We start from the raw sequence: 19,548 nt of genomic DNA on the forward strand, positions 1-19,548 counted from the left end.
GAGCTACTTTCCAGTTCCCAATGCTGCTACGACAGCTTCAATATTCGGTTCGACAATGACCCAGCCGGCTGCTTCAAGTTCGGCGCGGTCCCCATCTTCGAGCCCGAGCGCCACCGCGACCTGTTCGATTTCCCAAGCGATACCAACGGGGATGCCGTCAGCAACCTCTATACCGATTGTGGGTACTCCCATATCCGGCCAGACAGCAAGTTGTGACAACAGGTCTCGCTCGTCGCCGTCAGCGAATTCAAGCGCCGCTGCCCACTCGGCTGAGAGAGCAGCGTTGACCACAATGTCGACCGCGCCAAATTGCGGCGCGTAGTCGTGCACCTCGGACATCGCCATGATCTCGCCAAGCCGTGTCACGTCGGCCGCACCGAGCAGGTTCGAGAGTCGCAGCCACAGTCGCCACGCATCCGCGTAGTTCGTATGCGCCAAGGCGCTCGGTCGGTCGTCGAGCATAACCACGACCTCGGTGGCATCTCCGCTTCCGGAGTATCTGGAAGCCATCACCACAGACTCGCGCACCAGTTGCCATGCGTACGGCAGGTTGGATGATGCAGGCACGGCACCATTCAGTACGTCCGCTGCGCGCCCGACCAGCGCTTCCGCTGAAACAACAGCTTCGACGAACGATCCTGGCAAGGTGAGCATCGGCAATGCATGAGCCACCCGCCTCCACCGGTCCTGAGCCGCAGCAGGATCCTGCAACCAGTCCATGAGCTGAGTTATCGGGTTGGCCGTCACGTGGTCTAGCGCGCTTGGTGACAAACCAAACTGGTTGACCATGGATGCCGCCAGGTCCCGGTCGAACCACGATGCAGCCGGCTCTGCGGTTCCCTGGTCCGCTCGCTTGATGTCATCCCAGGTGATCGCCATCACACCGTAGCCCTGCGCTCGCAGGTACCGCCGCTTTGAAGCGTCATCGGCGATCCGGTTGTGGGCGGTCGTCGCGTGAAACGCTCGACCGTCTGTGTAAATCGCCAGAGGAGTTGCTCCGCCGCCGACGGCCTCCAACACGAAGTCTGGTCGGGTCTTCCCGATCAAGGGCTGCGGGGTAAGCGCCCACTGATGCTTGCTGCCCGGCAGCGTCAGTCGAATGGTGTTGCCCCAGGCGCCGGGAATCTCCTTGATCGTGGCGCCGAGGGCGCGCGCCCGGTCCATGAACACTTTGCGGAACCACTGTTCGAGGATCGACTCCGGGTCCTGTGACCCTGGATCGATTTGGGTCACGATCCAGGGAGCAGCATCGCCGTGCTCATCGACACCCAGAATCGTACGCAAGTGCCGTTCAGCGCTGGCGCGTGAGACGCGACCGAGATCTCCGCCCGGCGCGAAGGGAAGCAGACACCGATGGCAGGCGTTTCTGCCTTCGTGTTGACAGGGGCAGTCGGCCACGATTCGCCAGGCCCGCTCGAGAATGTCTCGGACGTTGCCCTGGTCGGCCAGGTCCGCGAGGTACCCGGTACCGCCAGGCACGGCATCGTGAATGAGCAGGGCAATATTGTTGACCTCGTCGCCCAGCACGGGTTCCACGATGGTGACGAGTCTCAAGTGGTCGGGGTCGCCGCCAATGACCTCCCTCAGGCCCAACTGCACCGCCGCCGAGAGGCTTGGCAGGCCAAGGCCGTCACCAACCGTCACTGCGCTGGGCAGCCGCAGCACGACGCCCTGCGTCGTCAGTGTGCGGCTGAGGGCGAGCTGCCGTGCGTGCTCGTCCTTGGACTTGCGGTAGCGACACCATGGGCGATGCTCCCGAGCGGTGTTGACGTCACCCTTCTGATCGAGCTTGCCGCAGGCCCCGCATACGCGGAACAGCGGCGGGGAGTGTTCCTCCCCCGCGACCATCCGTGGTACCCCCGCACCCGCTACCTTTCCCAAGTTGACCCAACGGATGGTCAGCTCTCGCAGATATTTCACTCCGAAGTTGGTTCCTTCAACGAACCACTGGCGCGCAACGTTGGCCGGGTCGATGTCGGCTGCGATCTGCACGGTGAATCGCTCGCGCTGCCGCTCATCACGCCGGTCGCTGATGGTGGACTCGTCCCGGCGCACCTCGGCCGAGACCTGTTCCAGCTCTGCGACGTCGAACTTCTGGTTGGCGTCGGCGATGCCTTTGCTCCCGCAGCGCGGGCAGCTTGCCGCCCCCTTTGCTGCGTCGCCATCCATCGGCACCATGACGTCGCGGGCGTACCCGCAGTCAGGGCAGAACACCCAGGTCTGCACCCGGGAGCCTTCACTGCCCAGATCCACGGCGTCGATGAAGATCTCGACACCCTGGGCGTAGAAGGTCGCCCCCGGCGCGAGTTCGTTGATCGCGATTCCGGCGCCGCGCTCGTAGGTGATGGCGTCGTGCTGGAACTCCTGGCTATCGGGGTCGATCCAGCTCAGTGCGACGTCGAGCCTCACACTGTCGTCGAGCAGGGTGTAGTTGGGCAGCACACCAAAGCGCTCGAGTGCGCCGACCCAATGCTCGTCGTACAGATCGCTCGATTGACGGATGACCATTCCCAGCGATGCCTTGGCCGCTCTAAATGCGACCTTGTCGTCTTCGCTCGCGGCCGGGTGACCGGCAGCCGCCTCCAACTCGGGCAGCGATTCCACGATTGCCTTCTTGCGCAGCCGCAGGTTCTCGATCTCACCGTTCCAGCGAGCGCTGGACGCGATCAGCGTGCTTGCGATTCCGCTAGTGCGCGGCTCGACGCCGGGCATCGACCAACTGCGAAGTGTCTCGACTGCCCATTCGCTGAGGTGGTCGAAGGTTGCGAGAAAGGCCTCGAGGCGATCAATCGCGTTGGCTTCGGCATCGTCGATTACGGTCGCCAGGAACGCGGTTCCTTCGGTCTTGGCGAGCACGTCACGGGCGTGAGCGACGCCAGGGATCAGCCCCTCCGCGGCCAGGCGGTCAACGATGGATGCAATGTACTGGCGTCGCAGAATCTCTTCTGCGTTCAGGTAGGTGGCCGGCGGGCGCACCTCTCCATTGATCACGGAGAGCGGATCGCCCAGCTTCGGCAGCTGCTCGCCACGGCCGACGACGAAAGCCATCGTGAGCGCGTTCCCAGTCAGACGCCCCGCCCGCCCCACACGCTGCAGGTAAGAGGCGACCGATCTCGGTAGCCCAGCTAGGAAGACCGTCGAGAGGTCCCCGATGTCTATACCCATTTCTAGTGTGGGCGTAGCCACGAGCACGTTGGGCGCATCCGGCCTCTCAATCGCGGCCTTGAACCCGTCCTCGTATTCGAGGCGCACCTCGTCTTTGAGCATGCTGGTGTGCTCACGGGCGACCACCCGGCGAATTTCGCCGTCGTTGTACTGCCCGCGGTAGTAGTTCGCCTTACCGGCAACGGGCCGAAGGGTGCCGCGGCAACGCGCCACCATGCACGGCCCGCCGCCAAGCTGGTCGACGACGGTGGCCGTTCCCGGCACCGGGGTCTGACACGTGTCGCACTCGAGCAAGTTGCGCGCGGCTTCCAGCTCAACGAGAGCAATGGGGGCAACGAGGATCCGGCTGGGGCTCAGCTGATAAGCGATCGCACCGCTGGCCCCGATCGGGGCGCTGAGAATGATCCCGCTCTTCTCTAATTCGACGAAGAGCAGCTTCGTGAGCTTGGCACCGTCAGAGGCCGTGACGCCGAGCACCTTGCGTGCCCAGACGGCGTACCAGCCCTGCGACGAGGTCGCCTGGTCGAGATTGGAGTCGCGGGCACCCTTCAAGGCAGCCGCGGAGCCGACCCGCGGGTAGGCAGGCGCTTCGCGATCTTTGGGGAAGGCGGGCATGCCTTCGCCACGGGGCCGACCGCCCCAAACATGCCAACGCTCGCCGTTGTTCTCGATGTATTTGCGGAACCACTCGTGCTCAATCGAACCGCGCTCGCGCATGCGCTCGAGCACGCCACGAACCCAGCGCACGACGTCTACCGTTGCGACCTCGCCGTCACTGTCCTCGTCTACGAAGCCCGCGGTCTCGAAGTCACGCACCGTTGCGCGACCGATGGCCTCGAGTCGCGTCTCCGGGCCCGCATCGACCTCGGCAGCCACAGAGCCAGTCAGCTCGAGAGTGCGACCGACCCGGGATTGCAGCCCGAATTCCATGGCCAGGTCGAACTTGAGGCGCTTTCGCACCAGTCTCATCGTTCTTGCAGGCACGTTTCGAGCGCTATCCTCGATCCAGAATGACGAGAAGGAATCTCGGTCAACGACGTCAGGCGCCAGCAGGCGGTAGCGCAGGAAATTGTCGTCACCTGCGCGACGCAGGAGCTCCTCGGCAACGTCGTCGAGGGTCGAGACCCCCTCGCCGATGGCGTCCCGGATGGCATTTCGCAAGCTGAAAACGTGCGATCGGCTCTGCACGAATCCGGCGCGATGGGCGGCATCCTGCACGCTGTCGGTGAAGACAAGCGCCTTCTTCTCGGTGGCGTCCAAATGCCGATCGCCGAAGATGGTGTTGATGCTCACCGAGAGCAGCGTCGAGATCGCGCTACCGAGGAAGCGGATGCCGTCGGCCTTCTGGCAGTTCGGGCAGACGTCGTTGTGCGAGGCCTCGTCGGCGTCGTCACCCATCAGCGTGAGAACAGGGAGAACGTCAGTAACGGCCTGCACGGCCTCCTCGTCGTGGGGCGGCTCGAGGCTGAGGTGGCGTTGCTGCACGTCGAACCAGAACAGTCCCTCCGTCTTCGACTCATCATCAGCAGCCGCCTGCTCCTGCTGGTCGGCTTCCCGCGGCGCATAAATGAGTGCCCGAAATCGCGCTGAGCTGTTGGCATGATTACGACGGATGTCGATGTCGCTGTGATCGAGGTCGAACCCAACAGGGCCGAGCTGCACGCCCCAGCCACTGCGCCCACAGTGCCGACAGTAGATGGCGGGGAATTTCGCGCGTCCTTCCACGCTGAACGGGTCGTCGTTCTCGCGCTCTTCGATGCCGCCGTCGTCAGACCAGTCGTATCCGACCGTGGGGCCGGCGTATCGGTCGAGCCGGGTGAGCGCGCGAACCCACAAGTGCAGATCCACCGAGGCCGCCGAGCGGCCAGCCACAGCTCGTACGTGGCTCAGCGCAGCGATCACTGCGACCAGGAAACTTTCGCGGGCAGCATCTCGTTGCTCGATGCTCTCGGTAGTTCTGAGTCCGGCGGGAAACAACGCCACGGCCAGCGTGTCGATCGACACCGCATCGCTCGCGGCCTCGCAGAGGTCAAGGATGAACGGATGCCCCTGGGCAGCCGCGAGCATCAGCTCGGGGGTGGCGTCGGCGAACGCCTCCGCCGCATTCGGTTTGCTTCCTTCTGAGTACAGGGTGGCAAAGACCGTCGCAGCGAGGGTCTCGGCGTCGCGGTGTTGTTCGCCCAGCGCGGCGACTGCATCGATCAGTTCGGTGACGAGGGCAGCGTCCACAGGTCGATGTTGGAGGCCACGGTCGGCGAGACTTTCTTGAGCCCCCGCTGACCAGTCTTCGAGGCTCAGGCGGGTTTCGGTGATGATGCTCTCGTCATCGAAGTCGTCGCCGAAGACGGTGTTGGCGAAGTCGACCATGAGCGTGGGGTCGCCTTTGTCGCCGAGGGTGGCGGACGTGGCGATGGGGGTGATGAGCCCGAGCGGACGAGCCCTAGCCGCGTCATCGATGTCTGGATGGGCGTCGGGCCAGTTGCGCTTGAGGGCGAGGCCCAGCCGGCGCAGCAACATGGCGACGTCGGTGCCCTGAGCTCCATCGTAGGTATGGAACTCGTCGAGCACGAGATAGCGCAGGCTGCTTGCGCTCTGCTTCCAGAGGGCCTGATCGGCGGGGCGCAGCAGCAGCTGGTCGAGCATCTTGTAGTTGGTGAGCAAGATGTCGGGGGCCTCGGCGTGCATCGCCGCGCGGTCGGTGATGAGCCCGTCGGCGGTGACGGTACTGCGAGTGGGTCCGCTCTGCCCGGTGTAAAGGGCGGCGCGCACCCCGCCCAGCGCAGGGCTGGTGGTGATGAGCTCGGTCAGGCGGCGGGCCTGGTCGTTGGCGAGGGCGTTCATCGGGTAGAGGATAAGCGCCTTGATTCCCTCGACGCCCTCGCGCTTGGCGCGCAACACGTGGTCAAGGATCGGGTGGAGGAAGGCCTCCGTCTTACCGGAGCCAGTTCCGGTGGTGACGAGCGTCGGCAGCGGGCGAGGTTTTTCAGCGCTCAGGTCCGCGCTGCTGAGCCGTGCAAAGGCCGCGGCCTGGTGCCCGTAGGGCGGGAAGCCTTCGTACCAGTCGAGTGTCGAACGCCAGCCGCCCTCCGCGGGCTTGAACGGCAGGCGCAGCCGCACGTAAGGGCCCTTGAAGATCCCCCGCTCCGGATGCCGCAGAAAGCGATCGAGCGCCACGCGAGCGTCCTCATCGGCGAGGGCAAACGTGGTGGAGAGGTAGTCGACGAGTCCGTCCCGCACATCCTCCGCCTGAAGGGTCGGGAGCAGTTCGCTCACGAGCGCTCCGCCAGGATCTTCTCGAAGTGCGTGTACGCCTGCCGCATGTCCGCCTCACGGTCGAGCGTGATAAACGGCAATTCGTACGTATATGTGTTTCCAGCGGCGTTGGTCTTGGTGCGCGCTTCGTGATCGATGCGCTCCCCCCTTGAACGCCATACGGAGAGCACCGAATTAGGCACCAGGCGACCGTTAAAATCATAGAAGGAAACATTGCGATCGTAGCCGTACAACACTGCGAACTGCGTTCGATAGACCGTGCACAACTCATCTGCGGTCACCCCCAGCATGAGCGCGACCAGTGCGTCGACCTCGACAAGCAGCTGCCGACGGTCAGACGCTCGGCGTATTGGCGTTCGCGAGGTCCAGACGCCTTCGACTTCTCCCATTAAGGGTCGGTTCGGATACTCAAGGCCGCCCGCCCAGCACTCATTCAGGAACCCAGGATCGAATCCTTCGGACCAAAGGCGCGCGTATGCGCCGGTAAGCGCATTCTGGCGGAGCACCCTGAGCGCAATGCTTGAAAAGAGCAAATGGTCACTACTCACCATCGACAGTTTCGTCACCACCCCACGGTTCACGGTGGATGGGTCCGTCGCGCGCACCGCGAAGTCGTTGATGAGGGACTCCAGCGACGCGGTTGCTTGAATGAGACCGGCGGCCGATGACGCGCCCGCGCTCATGACCGCGTTCACATGCGTCGCCCCAGGCGGAATGATTGTTGGGATTAGCGTCCGCTCATTCTTACTCGCGGCCATGTTTCTCCATGCGACACGGTAGTGGGCGCGGGCAGGCTCTCGGTTGGCACCCCAGTGCGTATAAGCGGCGGCGAACTTCTCGGGATCTACTGCAGGCTTGTAGGAAGTGACCGGAAGTGCGTCGAATTCTAGTGTTTCAAGGTCGGTCGCTGACCAGTCCTGATTGTGGAGCATCGTCTCGTTGGGCGACTTATTGAAAGGCGTTGCCACAAACATGTGAGGCCCTTGGAGAATCGCCTCGCCCCAAGAAGGAGCTACGCCCCACGCGACATCGAAGTATCCCTTCGTGCGATCACTCTTCTCGTGCCAGCCTGCGGAGAACTCGAGTCCCAGATCACCGATTCGACGGCTATGCGAGAGCTTCTCGAGCACAGCTGCAGTTTCTCGATTGACGGCATAAACCATTCGTGCCTGCCGAACCGGAACATCGTCTCCCTCAAGCAAGGCGTGCCAAGTCTGAAGAGTGTCGTCGGTCACCGTTGTGATGCGATTTCGGTGGGGACGCACGTCCCAGTTCCCCTCGCGATCTTTTAGACCGGGTTCCTCACCGGACCCGTTGTGGAGGTATGAACGGTCGACTACGTCGGGGTGGTACAGATAGGCCGCCATCTCGAATTTGGGAGCGGCTGCCTCATGCCCATAGACATGAATTCCAAACGATGCCTTGTCGTCAATCTCGAAGAGAATTCTCTCGTTTAGGAAATGCCAGTGCCGGCGCAGCCGCGAATAGGCCGATGCACGGAAGAGACCTGCCTTTTCGTCTGTGAAATGCGTCTCGGGGTGAATTAGTGCGCTGGCGCCTCGCTCGCTTCGGTGCCTCCACGCCTGTTCTATGAAGCACAGATAGAGGTTTGGCTGCATTTTTGTGACGTGCGGGTACTCAGTAGGTGATCCTGCAAAAGCCGCAATTACCGCAATTTCGCTGGTTCCGTCGATCACGAGATTTGCCACCCCGACGTGCGCAAGCGTCTCGTTTCGCTTCACAGCGATCTGAGCCTGAGTTGGCTTCACCGTGAGCTGCCACCAAGGGTCGCCTTCAGCAAGTAGGGCGTCCACGTCGGATCGAGGCCGCACCCACGGCGGATTTCCCACCTGAAGGTCGAAACCGCCCCCCGCGAAAACCGTGGCGAAGTCCAGCTCCCAGTGAAAGAATCCCTGCTGGGCGGCTATGCGTTCGGAAACGGCGAGCCAAGGGTAGGCGCCGATTGCCTCCTCAATTGGCGCCACCATGGCGAACGCGAGCTCATTGTCCTCTGCCGCGCCAAGCTCAGACCACTGGTTCGAGAGGCCAAGCGTCGTCTGACCCTGAGCGGCAAGCTTGGCCTTAACCTCGAAGTGAGTGCCAAGAAGGGCCGTGAGACCGGCGATCCACACGTCCAGACTCGGTGGCTGAGCACCCTGCGTGAGGGTATCCGTGAGCGGCCAGAACCAGAGGGAGTTCCACGCGTCCATCACACGGCGAAGACGCTGATAGGCGCCGTTGGCGTCAGCGAGTTTGCGCTCGATTTCTTCACGACTCACGTGAGGTGAGGTCTCGCCAGGCTCGACCGCAGCGGAGACAGCTCCCCAAAGTGGAATTTGGCGGCGAATCTCGCGCTCGGCAATCTCGAGACGGCGGAGGGCGAACTGCCAGAGCGTCTCCACTCGGTACGACAGATTCACGAGCTGGTCGAGCTGCTTCTTCGTCGGCTTGGCCGCGATCTGACGACGCCATGCCTTGAGGGCGGCAAGCGCCTCGGGCGCAAGTTCCTTAGCCTCCTTGGCCTCGACTGCGCTGCCCCAGCCCTCGGCCGGAAGGAGGAAATGGTGGATGGATCCAGCGATACCCGAGGCGATCTTGCCCTCGCGAAGGTCGGTCGCGAGGTCCGACACCGGCACGTCGCGCGGCACGGCCTTGAGCCACGCCTTGGAGTTCACTTGGTCGCGGCTGTAGACCGCACGGCGAGAACCGATAAGAGAGTTACCACGCTTGAGGTGGAGCCCGAACCAAGGGGCTTGCAAGTCCTCAGACATGGTGTCGAGCCAGAGCGAGATCTCCGCAAGCTCAACGGCAGTTCCATTGAGGTCGACGCCATAGACCTGGTGAAGGGCGATCGAGGCCTTCACCTTCTGCAGTTCCCGCGGGTAGGCATCCGGATCAGTCTTTTCGCCCAGTTCGGCCTGCCGGCGGCGCAGATACTGATCGGCCAGCTGCCGCACTGCCTCGAGGGCGAATGCACCGGAGCCGAGCGCCGGCTCACAAACGGTGAGTTCGAGAATCTCGGCGGCCGTCGTGGTTATGCCGTTCTGGTCCAGGAGTTCTTCGAGCGCCTGCGAGACTGTAAACCGAGTGAGCACTTCGGGTGTGTAGTAGGAGGCTGACTGCTGGCGCTCCCGGCCGGCTAGCCGGAAGACGAAGCTTCCCTGCGGGTGAATTCGGGCGCGCGTCTCACCCGTGATGGGGTGCGTTTCCTGCACGAAGTCCTTGGGCTCGATGCTTTGTGAGCGTTCGACGGGCACGACCCAGGAGCCCTTGTCGGCGTTGCCGTCTTTGGCCACCTCGTAGAGCTCGGTCTCGGCAAAGAAGCCCGTGTACGACATGAGACCTTCGTAGACGGCGCCGAGCTGGTTAATCCCCAGGTCTGCGTAGCTAATGAAGCCGCGGTCGCGGCCCTTCTGTTCCTTGCTCAGCAGCAGGTGAGCGAGAACCTCCTGGAGCTTGGCGTCGCTCAGCTTCACCTCGTCGATGTGGGCAGTCGCCTTGGGGAGGAAGAGGTCAGCGCGCAGGCTGTTGAAGACCAGGCCGTCGCGGAGGTCGGACGCTTCGGAGGGGGTCTCGATAGGCTCGGCCAGCGACCGGTTCGTAACGCCATGTCCCCGATCTACGAGGCGAAAGAGCACCGCCAGGGACTCATAGAGATGAGTGCCGTTCTCGCCCTGTTCGGTGGCGAGCTTGACGAGGGTCAGTTCGCGGAGGCGGTCGAGGCTGTAGCCCTCCTCGTATTCGCTCGCTCCGACGGGCAGAACGTTGAGTTCTGGCGAGGCCTCGGCGTAGAGCAGAAACAAGATTCGGTACAGGAATCGCAGCGACTGCTTCGCGAGCGTCTGAGCCTCGCTACCGGGCAGCGGTTCCAGGCCCTTCCGGCGGCGCCGCGCTACCACATCGTTCGCGATGATCTCGATTGACAGCCGCACGCCCTCACGCAGGTCCTGAGAGACACCGACCGTGTGCTTGATCGACTCTTCGAGCACCTGGGACCACCAGATGTCACCCTCCGCATCAGGGGCCAGCGACTCGGCCGACACGCAGGTGAGCGCACGATCAATCTCGCCACCCTTTTTTGCATCGTTGCGGGCGACCACCAGTTGCAGGTCGACAGCGAGGTAGCGTCCCTCTGCCCACCGCTCCCGCTCTGCGACGAGGAGCCACTTCCCGGCGAGGACCAGAGCGAAGATGGGCCCGTCATCCTCGACAAAGATGGTGGAGAGCAGCCGCGCGACCGAGGAGATCGCGTGCTTGTCGTTGTCGTCAACCTCGAACGGAACCAGCAAGGTGTCGGCATCCCGAGCGAGCAGGTCTTCGAGTGTGTCGACAGGGCGGGCCTCGATGACCACGAACGGTGAACCGTCGACGAGGCCGGGCTGGGTTACGCGCAGCAGCGGTCCGTTCCGGTCGAAGTGATAGCCGCCGCCGGTGAATCCGAGCACTGTGATCAGAGGACCGTAGATCTCGTCACGAATGGCCAGGTCGCCATAGCCTGGCGGGAGTGCCGCCAGGCGTGTCTCGAGCTGGGCGCGCATCGCGGTGAACCGGGCCCGCACCGACGGGGTGCCCTCCGCATCCTGCTCGTCCCATTCCTTGCGACGCGCCAGCGCACGAGCTTGGAACGACTGGGCCTTCGCATCCGTCGTAAAGAAGTGGTCGCTCAGCCAGCCCTCACCGATGATGATCGCTTCATCTGACATGCGTTACTCCCCCGTGCCGTTCTCATCTGTGAAATCTTGTGGAACCACAACGAGCAGTGGGCGCACCAACTGCTGGTGTGGCTTCATCGACTCGGCCATCAACCGCTCCTGCTCCACGGTTACGCGGCGCAACTTCAAGTCCTTGACCTGTATGAGTGCGTTGGCGTCTTCCTCCCACCGGTCAACGCGGCTCGACCAGCGATCGATACGTTGCTCGATGGAGGTCGCCGAAGCATCCGAGAATTGGTCCGCGAGGGCTCGGGCGGCGCGAACGGCCGGCGCGATGAGCCGTTGCAGGCTGTCTACCGTGACCGGGCCGTGGTTGATCGCCTTTGCACCGGTGAACCCGATGGTTTCAAGAGCCTCGTGGGCGGTACCGTGGGCGGTCGGCAGCACAAACTCCGGGTTTGAGGGGTCGGGAATCTGAGCCGTGATGTATGAGCTGGCGACCACCTGACCACGACGGTTCGTGAGTGTGGCGAACAGCAGCACGGTGGGCGCGTCCACGTCACCGCGCACGGCGAACACCTGGTTGCGTCCCAGGTTCGACAGGGCACGGTCACTGGCCCACTCCAGCACGGGATGCAACGGGCCGAGGTAGTGCGCCTCGGGCCACAGTGACGTGCTGGCCTTGTTGTCCCGAGCATCCTGCAACAGCGCCTTGCCTCGCTGAGGGGAGACGACCAGCTTGAGCTCGTCGATGACATTGCGATCACGTAGGTAGCTCTGCGGTAGCACCTCGAGGCGCTGGGCGAGGTCACGGGTGGGCGAGAGTGAGACCAAGCCGTGGTTCGGGTATTCGTGCCAGTTCACACCGTTGTCGGCGACGGATGCTGCGGGAGTGGCGAAGGTCGCCTGAAGCGCTTCGCGGAGGAAGGCTGTGTCGTCGGCGAAGAGGCCACTACCGGCATCCGTCGCACCGGATGCCGCGGCGCTCGGCTGTGTCGAACCCTGACCGGCGGCAAGTCGCGCCAGCAGAGCGCCGATACTGTCGCCGTTGTCGATCACGTGATCGGGAGTGGGTACCGCCTCATCGAGGTTCTTCTTGCCGGCGAGCACCTTGCGGATTTCGTCCTCTTCGACCTTGGCGTCGTACTTGCCCATGAGCGATGCGGCGTCGCCGAGGGCGCTGTGAGCTTCATGCTCGCGCTCGAGCACGCGCTTCAGCACGCGGATGTCCCCGGCGAACTTGTCGTTTGAGGGGTCGAGCAGCAGGGTCGTGATCTGCGGGCGTTTCTTCTGGCCGTACCGGTCGATGCGACCGTTGCGCTGCTCGATGCGGATGAGGCTCCACGGAATGTCAAAGTGAATCAGCTCGTGGCACTGGGAGTGTAGGTTGACGCCCTCGGAAGCGACATCGCCGGTGATGAGCACGCGGATCGGGGATGAGGACTGCTTGAAGCTCTCAACGATTTCCTGCTGCTCAACGTCGGTCAGGCCGCCGTGAAGGACTCGAATCTGGTCGTCTTTGAGCTTGAGGTCGGTGAGCAGCTTGGCGCGGAGCCAGTGCAGGGTGGCGACGCGTTCCGAGAAGACGACGGCGCGCTCAGTGCCCTTGCGGCTGACATCGATCGATTTGAGGTACTCGACGAGCCTCATGTACTTGGCCGAGGGCGCGGAGAGGGCCGCATCCGACAGGTCGGAGAGGTACGCGAGAGCTTCGCGCTCTCTGGCCTGGCCCCCGTCGGCAGGCGGGGTTACCTTCCTTAGCCGTTCCTTGACCGATTCCTTGAGTGCGGCGGGTGACGACAGGAATGCCTTTGCGAGCGTCCAGGGAAAGAGGCTGCCGTTGTCGCCCGAGTACGGAGAAGAACCATTTTCGGGGTGGAGCCAGACGTTCGCGAGCTCATCGGCTGCCGCGTTCTCGGCGGGTGAGGCATCGACGAGGAAGTGCTGAGGCGGCATCCGCTCTGCCCAGTCGGCGCCGACTTCGCGCGCGACCTCTTCACTATGGCGGTGCCGTCGGATGATGAGACGTTTCACCTCGGACTCGATGATCTCGCCGTCCGGGGTCACAGCGGTGGGTTCGAGCAGGCGGATGAGTTCGGCGAAGGATTCCTTGTTGCCGTTGTGCGGAGTGGCACTTGCCAAGATCAGGGCTTCGGTGTTTGGCGCGAGGACGCGCGCGAGACGGTTGTTGAGGGTCTTGCCGGTGATGTTGTGCGACTCGTCGATCACCACGGCATCCCATTTGTACTTCGCCAGGTGGCTGCGGTATTTCTCCTGCTTGAGCGTGTCGATCGAGATGATGGCGCGCTTGTAGAGGCTGAAGGGGTTGCGAGTGGCAGGGAGTTTTTGGCGCACGCGTTGGATGCCGACGGAGTCGAGGCGCACGAACGGAAGCGCGAATCGCGTCCACATCTCATGCTGCATTTGCTCGAGCACGTGGCGTGGCGTGACGATCAGGATTCGTTCACCGCGACCGCGACGAACGAGCTCGGAGAGGATCATGCCGATTTCGAGTGTCTTCCCCAGGCCGACCGCGTCAGCGATGAGTATGCGCGGACGCAGATTCTCGGGATCCAAAGCCTTCCGCACGGCGGCCTGCTGGTACGCGAGTGGGTCGGCGAGCATCCGAGTCGAGACGGTGAGCTCTGGAGCGTTAAGCGGCACCGGCGACTTGCGCAGGGTGGCTTCGAGCCAGAGCTTTGCGGTGCGGTAGCCCGCGGAATCGTCGCCGACGACAGTGGCCTGCTCGGGGTCAAGCGGAACGATCGTGTCGATGCCGCTGTAGAAGGCCGCCGTGGAGTCGCGGACGAGTTCGGAGAGTCCTTGGCAACGGATGAGCGTGCCGGAGGTCGTTTCCTCGGTGCTCGTAACCAGCCATTCGGCGTCGCGGACGATGACGATGGAGCCGGGCGCTACCGCGAGACCGGAATGACCGACTTGTTCAGCGAGCGGCTCGGAATTCTCAAGCGTTGCATGTGCCATCGCTGGCACCTCCGTTCCGACGCCCCCGCCGCTCACGCGACCATCAAAACCAAAGGTGCGTTGTTGTGTGTTGCTTAGTAACTGTATCTGAGCCGCACGCGGCGGGTGCCGGCAGCACGTCCCACCTTTGGGGGCGCCCTCAACGCGCCGGCACGCCGGGCAAGGCGAGGTCGGGTGCGCTTTAGCAGCATGCGCCGCCCTGCTTCGCTCACATCAAGAACGGGTCGCGTTCAGGCGCGCTCGTCTTCGTTCTCGCGGCGGCGAAGGGCACCCGCAGCGATTTTTATGGAGAGCTTGTCCGTTGCCGAACGAGCGCGGCCGATAGTCTCGTTACCCATTCCTCTTGCGGCGCCCACACCCTCCGCACCCGTCTCGAGCATCTTGTCTCTCACATCAGTGGCCGCATCAACCCATCGTCTCGCCTCCACTAACTCTCGTGTGCGCTCGATCCCGAGCGCTCCCTGGAAACCAACAACGCCGATCGCCACAAGGTTGCTCGAATCGACCACTGCCCGGGACGTGGCCGGGTGAAGCAGCACCTTCGTCTTGGCCGTTCCCGCGGCCGCATCCATTCGGTCAATCAGATGCCCGGTGCTCCGCGCGATGAGTTCCAGCCGGTTCTGCCGGGCAGCCCTCAAGCCGAGACGATGTTGATCCAGTTCGTCCGGCGCCGCGTCGAGCACTCGGTCCAGCTCGAGCACAGCCAGCGCATCCTGCAGTTTGAAGCACCGAGCGAGCACGGCGAGCCACTCCGGAACCGTGGACTCGGCATCCTTGGAGGTCTTGGCGACATCGCCGATCTTGGCTTTGTTCTCCAACTTCTCTGCAACCGCATCCAGTTGACGGAGTGCGAAGGCCTGGGTTCGCGCGACTGTCACCAACGTGCCTTGGACCTTCGACCACGTGACGTCGGAGACTCGGCCCACCTGCTTTCGCACCGTCATGGCCTCTTCGACCATAAAGTCCACTCCGATCATGTCCGCCAGCACCGCATCCTTCTGGGCGCGGAGCAGATCGTCGACCTTCTCATCGATGACGGCGAGGTAGTCGGTAATCTCATCCATGGCCTGCTGCATCGCAAGCTGGGCCATGAGACCCGCAGCGCCGGCGAGCATCGCTGGGTTGGTGAGCACAGCACCAGGTCCTTTGGAGAATTCGAGGATCTTCACGAACTGGCCCTTGTCCCCGCGGAGAACGCCAGTCTTCAGACCCGTCGCGGAGTTCTTCACCAGAGGAAACTTCGTGGCCAGCTGAGCGGATTCCTTGGTCAGCTTCACCCACCGGGCTGAATTGGCGGCAATCTCAGACCCCGCTTGAGCGGCCCCGGCCGCTGCGAACAAGGTCGGTTTGAACCGTTGCAGCGTGAGTTCCTGCGATGAAAGCCCCTCCGACTGGAGGAAAGACTCCACAGCCAGTGGCTCGCCGATGACGGCTATACCGTCACCATCACTAATCAGCTGAATTTCGTTGCTCATCGTTCGCTCCGTTCGCCAGCGATGCCATTTCGGAAGCGAAATACCTCGCATGCTCAGTCTGGCGCTGAGCCGAATCGCTCCCGGACTACACCGCCCCCGATCGGCGCGATGAAGACCCCCATTTCAGGGGTCAAGCCGGCCCGTGTTCTGGCCGTCGGAGCCTCCGAACTCATTCAGAACGGCCTGACTTGACGACATCAGCCGGTCGCAGACGCTTGCAAGGCTCAAGAGGATCCAAGGGCACCAATGCAATTCGACCATACGTGCACCGTGGCCTCAGAAGTCCAGCGGCGGGCGGGCGCGGGTCGCGGGCCGGGTGACGGGTACTCCGTGCACCATCACCTTGTCCTTGGCCCGCACATGGAGGTGCGGCGTAATTTACTCAACGGAGGATAACCGCGCACTCGCCCTGAAGCTTCGGACAGGTTCAATCCCGAGCTGGAAGCGACCTTCTTCCGGGCGCCATGAAGAATCCGTCAGGTACTGGTTTGAAGGGCCCGTCAGGCGAACGGTAGCTGGACTGGAACTGTCGAAGGGAGCCGACGTCGATGTCTCCCGTAACGATGTAGTCGCGGACACCGCCCTTGATCTTTACTATGTCGCGTTTCCACGCGTCGCGGTACGGCGCGCGGATGCGGCTATCGCCGTACTCCCTGTCGTTGCACTGAACGATATAGGCATGGATGTCGAGTGCCGCAGACTCAATCAATGCCTCAAATGTCGTCGTGTCCCTATTCCACTCTGGCACGAACAATGCGTCGATTCGCCCACGCAGTTGTGCCCTGTAGTCGATGTTGGTGAGCTCGCTGCAGACCAATATCGCGAAGCTGAAACCACCATGGTCGATTACTGTCAGAGGCTGCTCGATCGACGTCGGGTCGAGTGTCAAACCGGCAAGCCGATGAAGTTGCTGCTCTTCGTGGAGGGCGAGTCTTTGTTTGTCCTGCCTGTAGATCGTCATCGACGGAAAGCCCAATCCGTCGTGGCCAAGTGCGGCCCAAACCTGGTTGCGAATACCCCCATCGCCATAATGGAGATACTCCACCCCAGCAATCAGCGAGATACCCTTCGCCTGCAGTTTTTGCGCGATTCGCATGAACCAATTTGCCGGTATGGCCAGTTCTGGCAAGATCAAGTAATCGATCTCTCCTGATTGAGAAATAGCTTCGTTGATCAAGGTATTTAGTCGCCGATAGCGATCTTGATCTGGATCAACGTGCCGCATGACTGAAGCCACCCAGCTCCCGTCTGTCGTTTTCCAGCTCCCAAGTGCAATGCGCTTCATGCTCGAGGGATCTTGGGACTGCAGGACCAAACTGGGGTTCGTGGGCCCGTCGAGATAAGGCAACCTGCTGACAAGGGAGAACCCCCGCAGCGCCAGCATCGCTCCGCTGATCTCCTTCTGCGAGTCCAGCGCAAATGGCCGCGGTGCCACGATGAACAGCTCGGCAAGGCTGAACGGCCGTGTAGGAAACGCCAAACCAATCGGGATCATCTGAAGGCCTATCCACCCGATAATCGATTTGAGCCCGCGGCGTACAACTAAGGGCATTAGCGAAATAGGCACCTGTGGCAAATCTGTCGGCACACTCGCCAGCCCGCGTACAATTTCTGGGGGCAAAAACGCAAACCTCAGCGGAGAATAGGCAAGGTCGTGAGCAAACAGACGGTCATGCCCCACCATTAGGGCATCAACGTCGAGTCGAAAATGACCCACAGTCAAAGGGTCTAGCGACGCAACTGCTGCATCCCACCGGATCACTTCGGACGGGGACAATAGCGAGGGGAACGCCGATACAACGGCTTCATAGATCGATTCACGAACATATCCACTCCACTTACGGAGGACCATTGAGGTCTGCAACTCGCGTGTTGGTTTGGACTTCACGTGGACGTGGCAGTCGCTCCGCACGCTTTCGATCACATCAGTTACTGCAAGGACGATTTCCGCCAGCTTTTCGAAGTCCTTACACGCCGTCGCTAATCTGATCACTCGAGTGAGGTATGCGGCCAACTCAAAGAAATTCGGGAGAACGAGAACGTGCTCAAGAAAGGCCTCGTAGAAGGCGAGTCGGTGTTCGCGCCAAGCTTCCGGCTCAAGATCCCGCTCATAGGCCTCCAAGTCACGGAGCTGCAGCGCGAATCCTGCGCGGCGCATCGTTAGGGAGTCTGTTTTTCTGAGGTTGTCGGCGCCCTCGCCGTCAATCTGCGTCGCGGTGACCATTTCTGTGGCTACGGCGGTTGCATGCTCAGGGAGATTCGGGAGGGAGCGCCATTCACTTGCCCGTTGATGAATCTGGCGCGCAATGGATTCAACCATTACTCTGCCTGAGACTCCATGCAATAGGAAGATCTTGTTCTTGTTATTAGCGAAAAGAATCCGGCTATCACCCAGGTATGGCGCGCTGTATCGAACGCCCTCGGTCTCGCCGGAATCGCGAGTGAGCCTCCCATTGGAACGGCTGAATAGCCAATTCCACAGCTCTGTCGGCGTAGAGAAACCTTTGCCGTTCTCCATAACAAGCATGATGTCATCAACGTATCGCCCGTAATACAGTGGAACGACTTCGCGCTCCATGGCCCGATCAAGTTCGATGAGGGCCATATTCGCAATCACCGCTGACGCCGGCAGGCCAACCGGAAGCCCTCGCCTGAGGGGTGTCAATGCCGCCCAGGCGCGAATAGCCTCAATGAAGAGTCCATTCAACTTCTCTTCTGGTCCCGTTAGCTCTAGCCCCAAAACGCCAGACACAAATGCAGAGTCCTGCATGAACCGGGGATCGAGCTCATGATAGAAGGAACTCACATCCGCCGTGATGGCGACTATCCTTTTGTCCTCCGATAGTGCCTTGCGCATCGAAGACAGACCTTCGTCTCGCCAAGTCCGAAAGGGCGCCATGTAGGGAGAAAAGGAACCAAGCGACAGCTCATTCAGACCGCCGTTTGCTTGCCTGCGCAACCGATTTCCGTAGGCAGAAACGGTCAGCGAGTCGTCAAATTTGTGACCAACTTTCATCATCCAGAGTGTCGAAAGCACGTGTAGGTCAATGCTGCATTTTGCGGTTAGTCGAAATTCCGCGGTTGGGCGATTGGTTGGTGCCTCGGTGGCCATCCTGTCCCGGATTTGTCTCCATAGATCAGCCGGGGCTGACACCATGAGCTCGTCGTCGTCCTCGGATCGGGTGACCACCTTCACGGTCGTAGGCAGATATACATAGCCGCCGAGGAAATCGGGTTCCTTGACCCAATCAGCCGACTTGCCGTTGATCCTCTTCCGAAGCGCCCGTAGGTTAGCCTCAAGATTCGCCTCGTAGTCAGCAATGGCCGTTACGGAGGGACTGGTCGTGTAGTACAGGTCGAGCTTTGCCTTCCGATAGGCCATTCCCATGTCGACAAGCGTCCAACTCATTCATTTGCCCCCAGCAGCTTCCCGAACACGAATCGCATAGACGCCGGGCCTACAGACACTGCTTGAATTATGGCGCTGTCAGCATCTTTGCAGATGAGAGCGCACCTCAGCGCCGGATCCGACCACGCACACTCCGGCAAGCCTCGTCTGGATGGCGAATCTGCGGTCAAGACCTGTGCGGCGGTATCAGCGACAGCGGATAGTGGGTGGTTGCTTCGTGGAGGTTTGGAATCCGAGGTCCAGGCAGGGCCACGACACTTCGGTCGAAGGCGGGTGAGCGGCCACGGCGGGTGCAGTCCGAGCTCCACGCCCTCCGCGGGTGTCATTTTCGCCCTGACCTTCTAGGCCGGGCGTCGCGCTGGGAGTGGCGCGCTGCTGTGCCTCCTTCGCTAGGTGGCCTTTGATGCGCGGCTGGCGCAGAACGAAGAAGCGAGGAAGACTCCTCACGGGCGGCGATCCTGTTCGCGCCGGCCCTGGCGGGCACTATTTGCGGCATGAACTTCGACCACATGCCGAAACTGAACTGGGCGTACGGGGATCCTTCCGCCGTGGCAGCGGTGGCGCTGATGGGGTTCGGGCTGTAAGGGATCTC

At 62.1% G+C, this 19,548-nt stretch carries 6 protein-coding genes; 1 reads left to right on the forward strand and 5 read right to left on the reverse strand.

Translation table 11 applies throughout. The features are described from left to right. Positions 1 to 3 precede the first annotated feature (3 nt). The 5 genes from E3T61_RS12155 to E3T61_RS12175 form a co-directional block, all read right to left on the reverse strand. Positions 4 to 6,438 (reverse strand): DEAD/DEAH box helicase, encoded by a 6,435-nt coding sequence (locus tag E3T61_RS12155; protein WP_134641122.1) that lies wholly within the window; start codon positions 6,436 to 6,438, stop codon positions 4 to 6. Next, positions 6,435 to 11,141, reverse strand: coding sequence for a DNA methyltransferase (locus E3T61_RS12160; protein ID WP_134641123.1), 4,707 nt, complete (start codon positions 11,139 to 11,141; stop codon positions 6,435 to 6,437). The genes E3T61_RS12155 and E3T61_RS12160 overlap by 4 nt, the downstream gene beginning before the upstream one ends. 3 nt (positions 11,142 to 11,144) lie before the next feature. After that, a complete protein-coding gene (locus tag E3T61_RS12165) occupies positions 11,145 to 14,072 on the reverse strand; it encodes a helicase-related protein (protein ID WP_134641124.1) in 2,928 nt (975 codons plus the stop codon). A gap of 230 nt (positions 14,073 to 14,302) precedes the next feature. Beyond that, on the reverse strand, positions 14,303 to 15,547 hold the full coding sequence (locus E3T61_RS12170) for a hypothetical protein (RefSeq protein WP_134641125.1): 1,245 nt from the start codon (positions 15,545 to 15,547) through the stop codon (positions 14,303 to 14,305). 427 nt (positions 15,548 to 15,974) lie between these two features. Next, positions 15,975 to 18,935 carry a hypothetical protein gene (locus E3T61_RS12175; RefSeq protein WP_198418682.1) on the reverse strand — a complete coding sequence of 987 codons (2,961 nt, stop codon included), beginning with the start codon at positions 18,933 to 18,935 and terminating at the stop codon, positions 15,975 to 15,977. Positions 18,936 to 19,414: 479 nt separating this feature from the next. Between E3T61_RS12175 and E3T61_RS22585 the strand changes: the two genes are divergently transcribed. Beyond that, a complete protein-coding gene (locus E3T61_RS22585) occupies positions 19,415 to 19,540 on the forward strand; it encodes a hypothetical protein (protein ID WP_338145527.1) in 126 nt (41 codons plus the stop codon). Positions 19,541 to 19,548: the final 8 nt, after the last annotated feature.

Origin of the sequence: Cryobacterium lactosi (assembly GCF_004403945.1) — a bacterium.
Lineage (GTDB): Bacteria > Actinomycetota > Actinomycetes > Actinomycetales > Microbacteriaceae > Cryobacterium > Cryobacterium lactosi.

Coding starts and splice junctions, on each gene's coding strand:
- E3T61_RS12160 (WP_134641123.1), bottom strand. CDS start 11,141: ATGTCAGATGAAGCGATCATCATCGGTGAGGGCTGGCTGAGCGACCAC.
- E3T61_RS12165 (WP_134641124.1), bottom strand. CDS start 14,072: ATGGCACATGCAACGCTTGAGAATTCCGAGCCGCTCGCTGAACAAGTC.
- E3T61_RS12170 (WP_134641125.1), bottom strand. CDS start 15,547: ATGAGCAACGAAATTCAGCTGATTAGTGATGGTGACGGTATAGCCGTC.
- E3T61_RS12175 (WP_198418682.1), bottom strand. CDS start 18,935: ATGGGAATGGCCTATCGGAAGGCAAAGCTCGACCTGTACTACACGACC.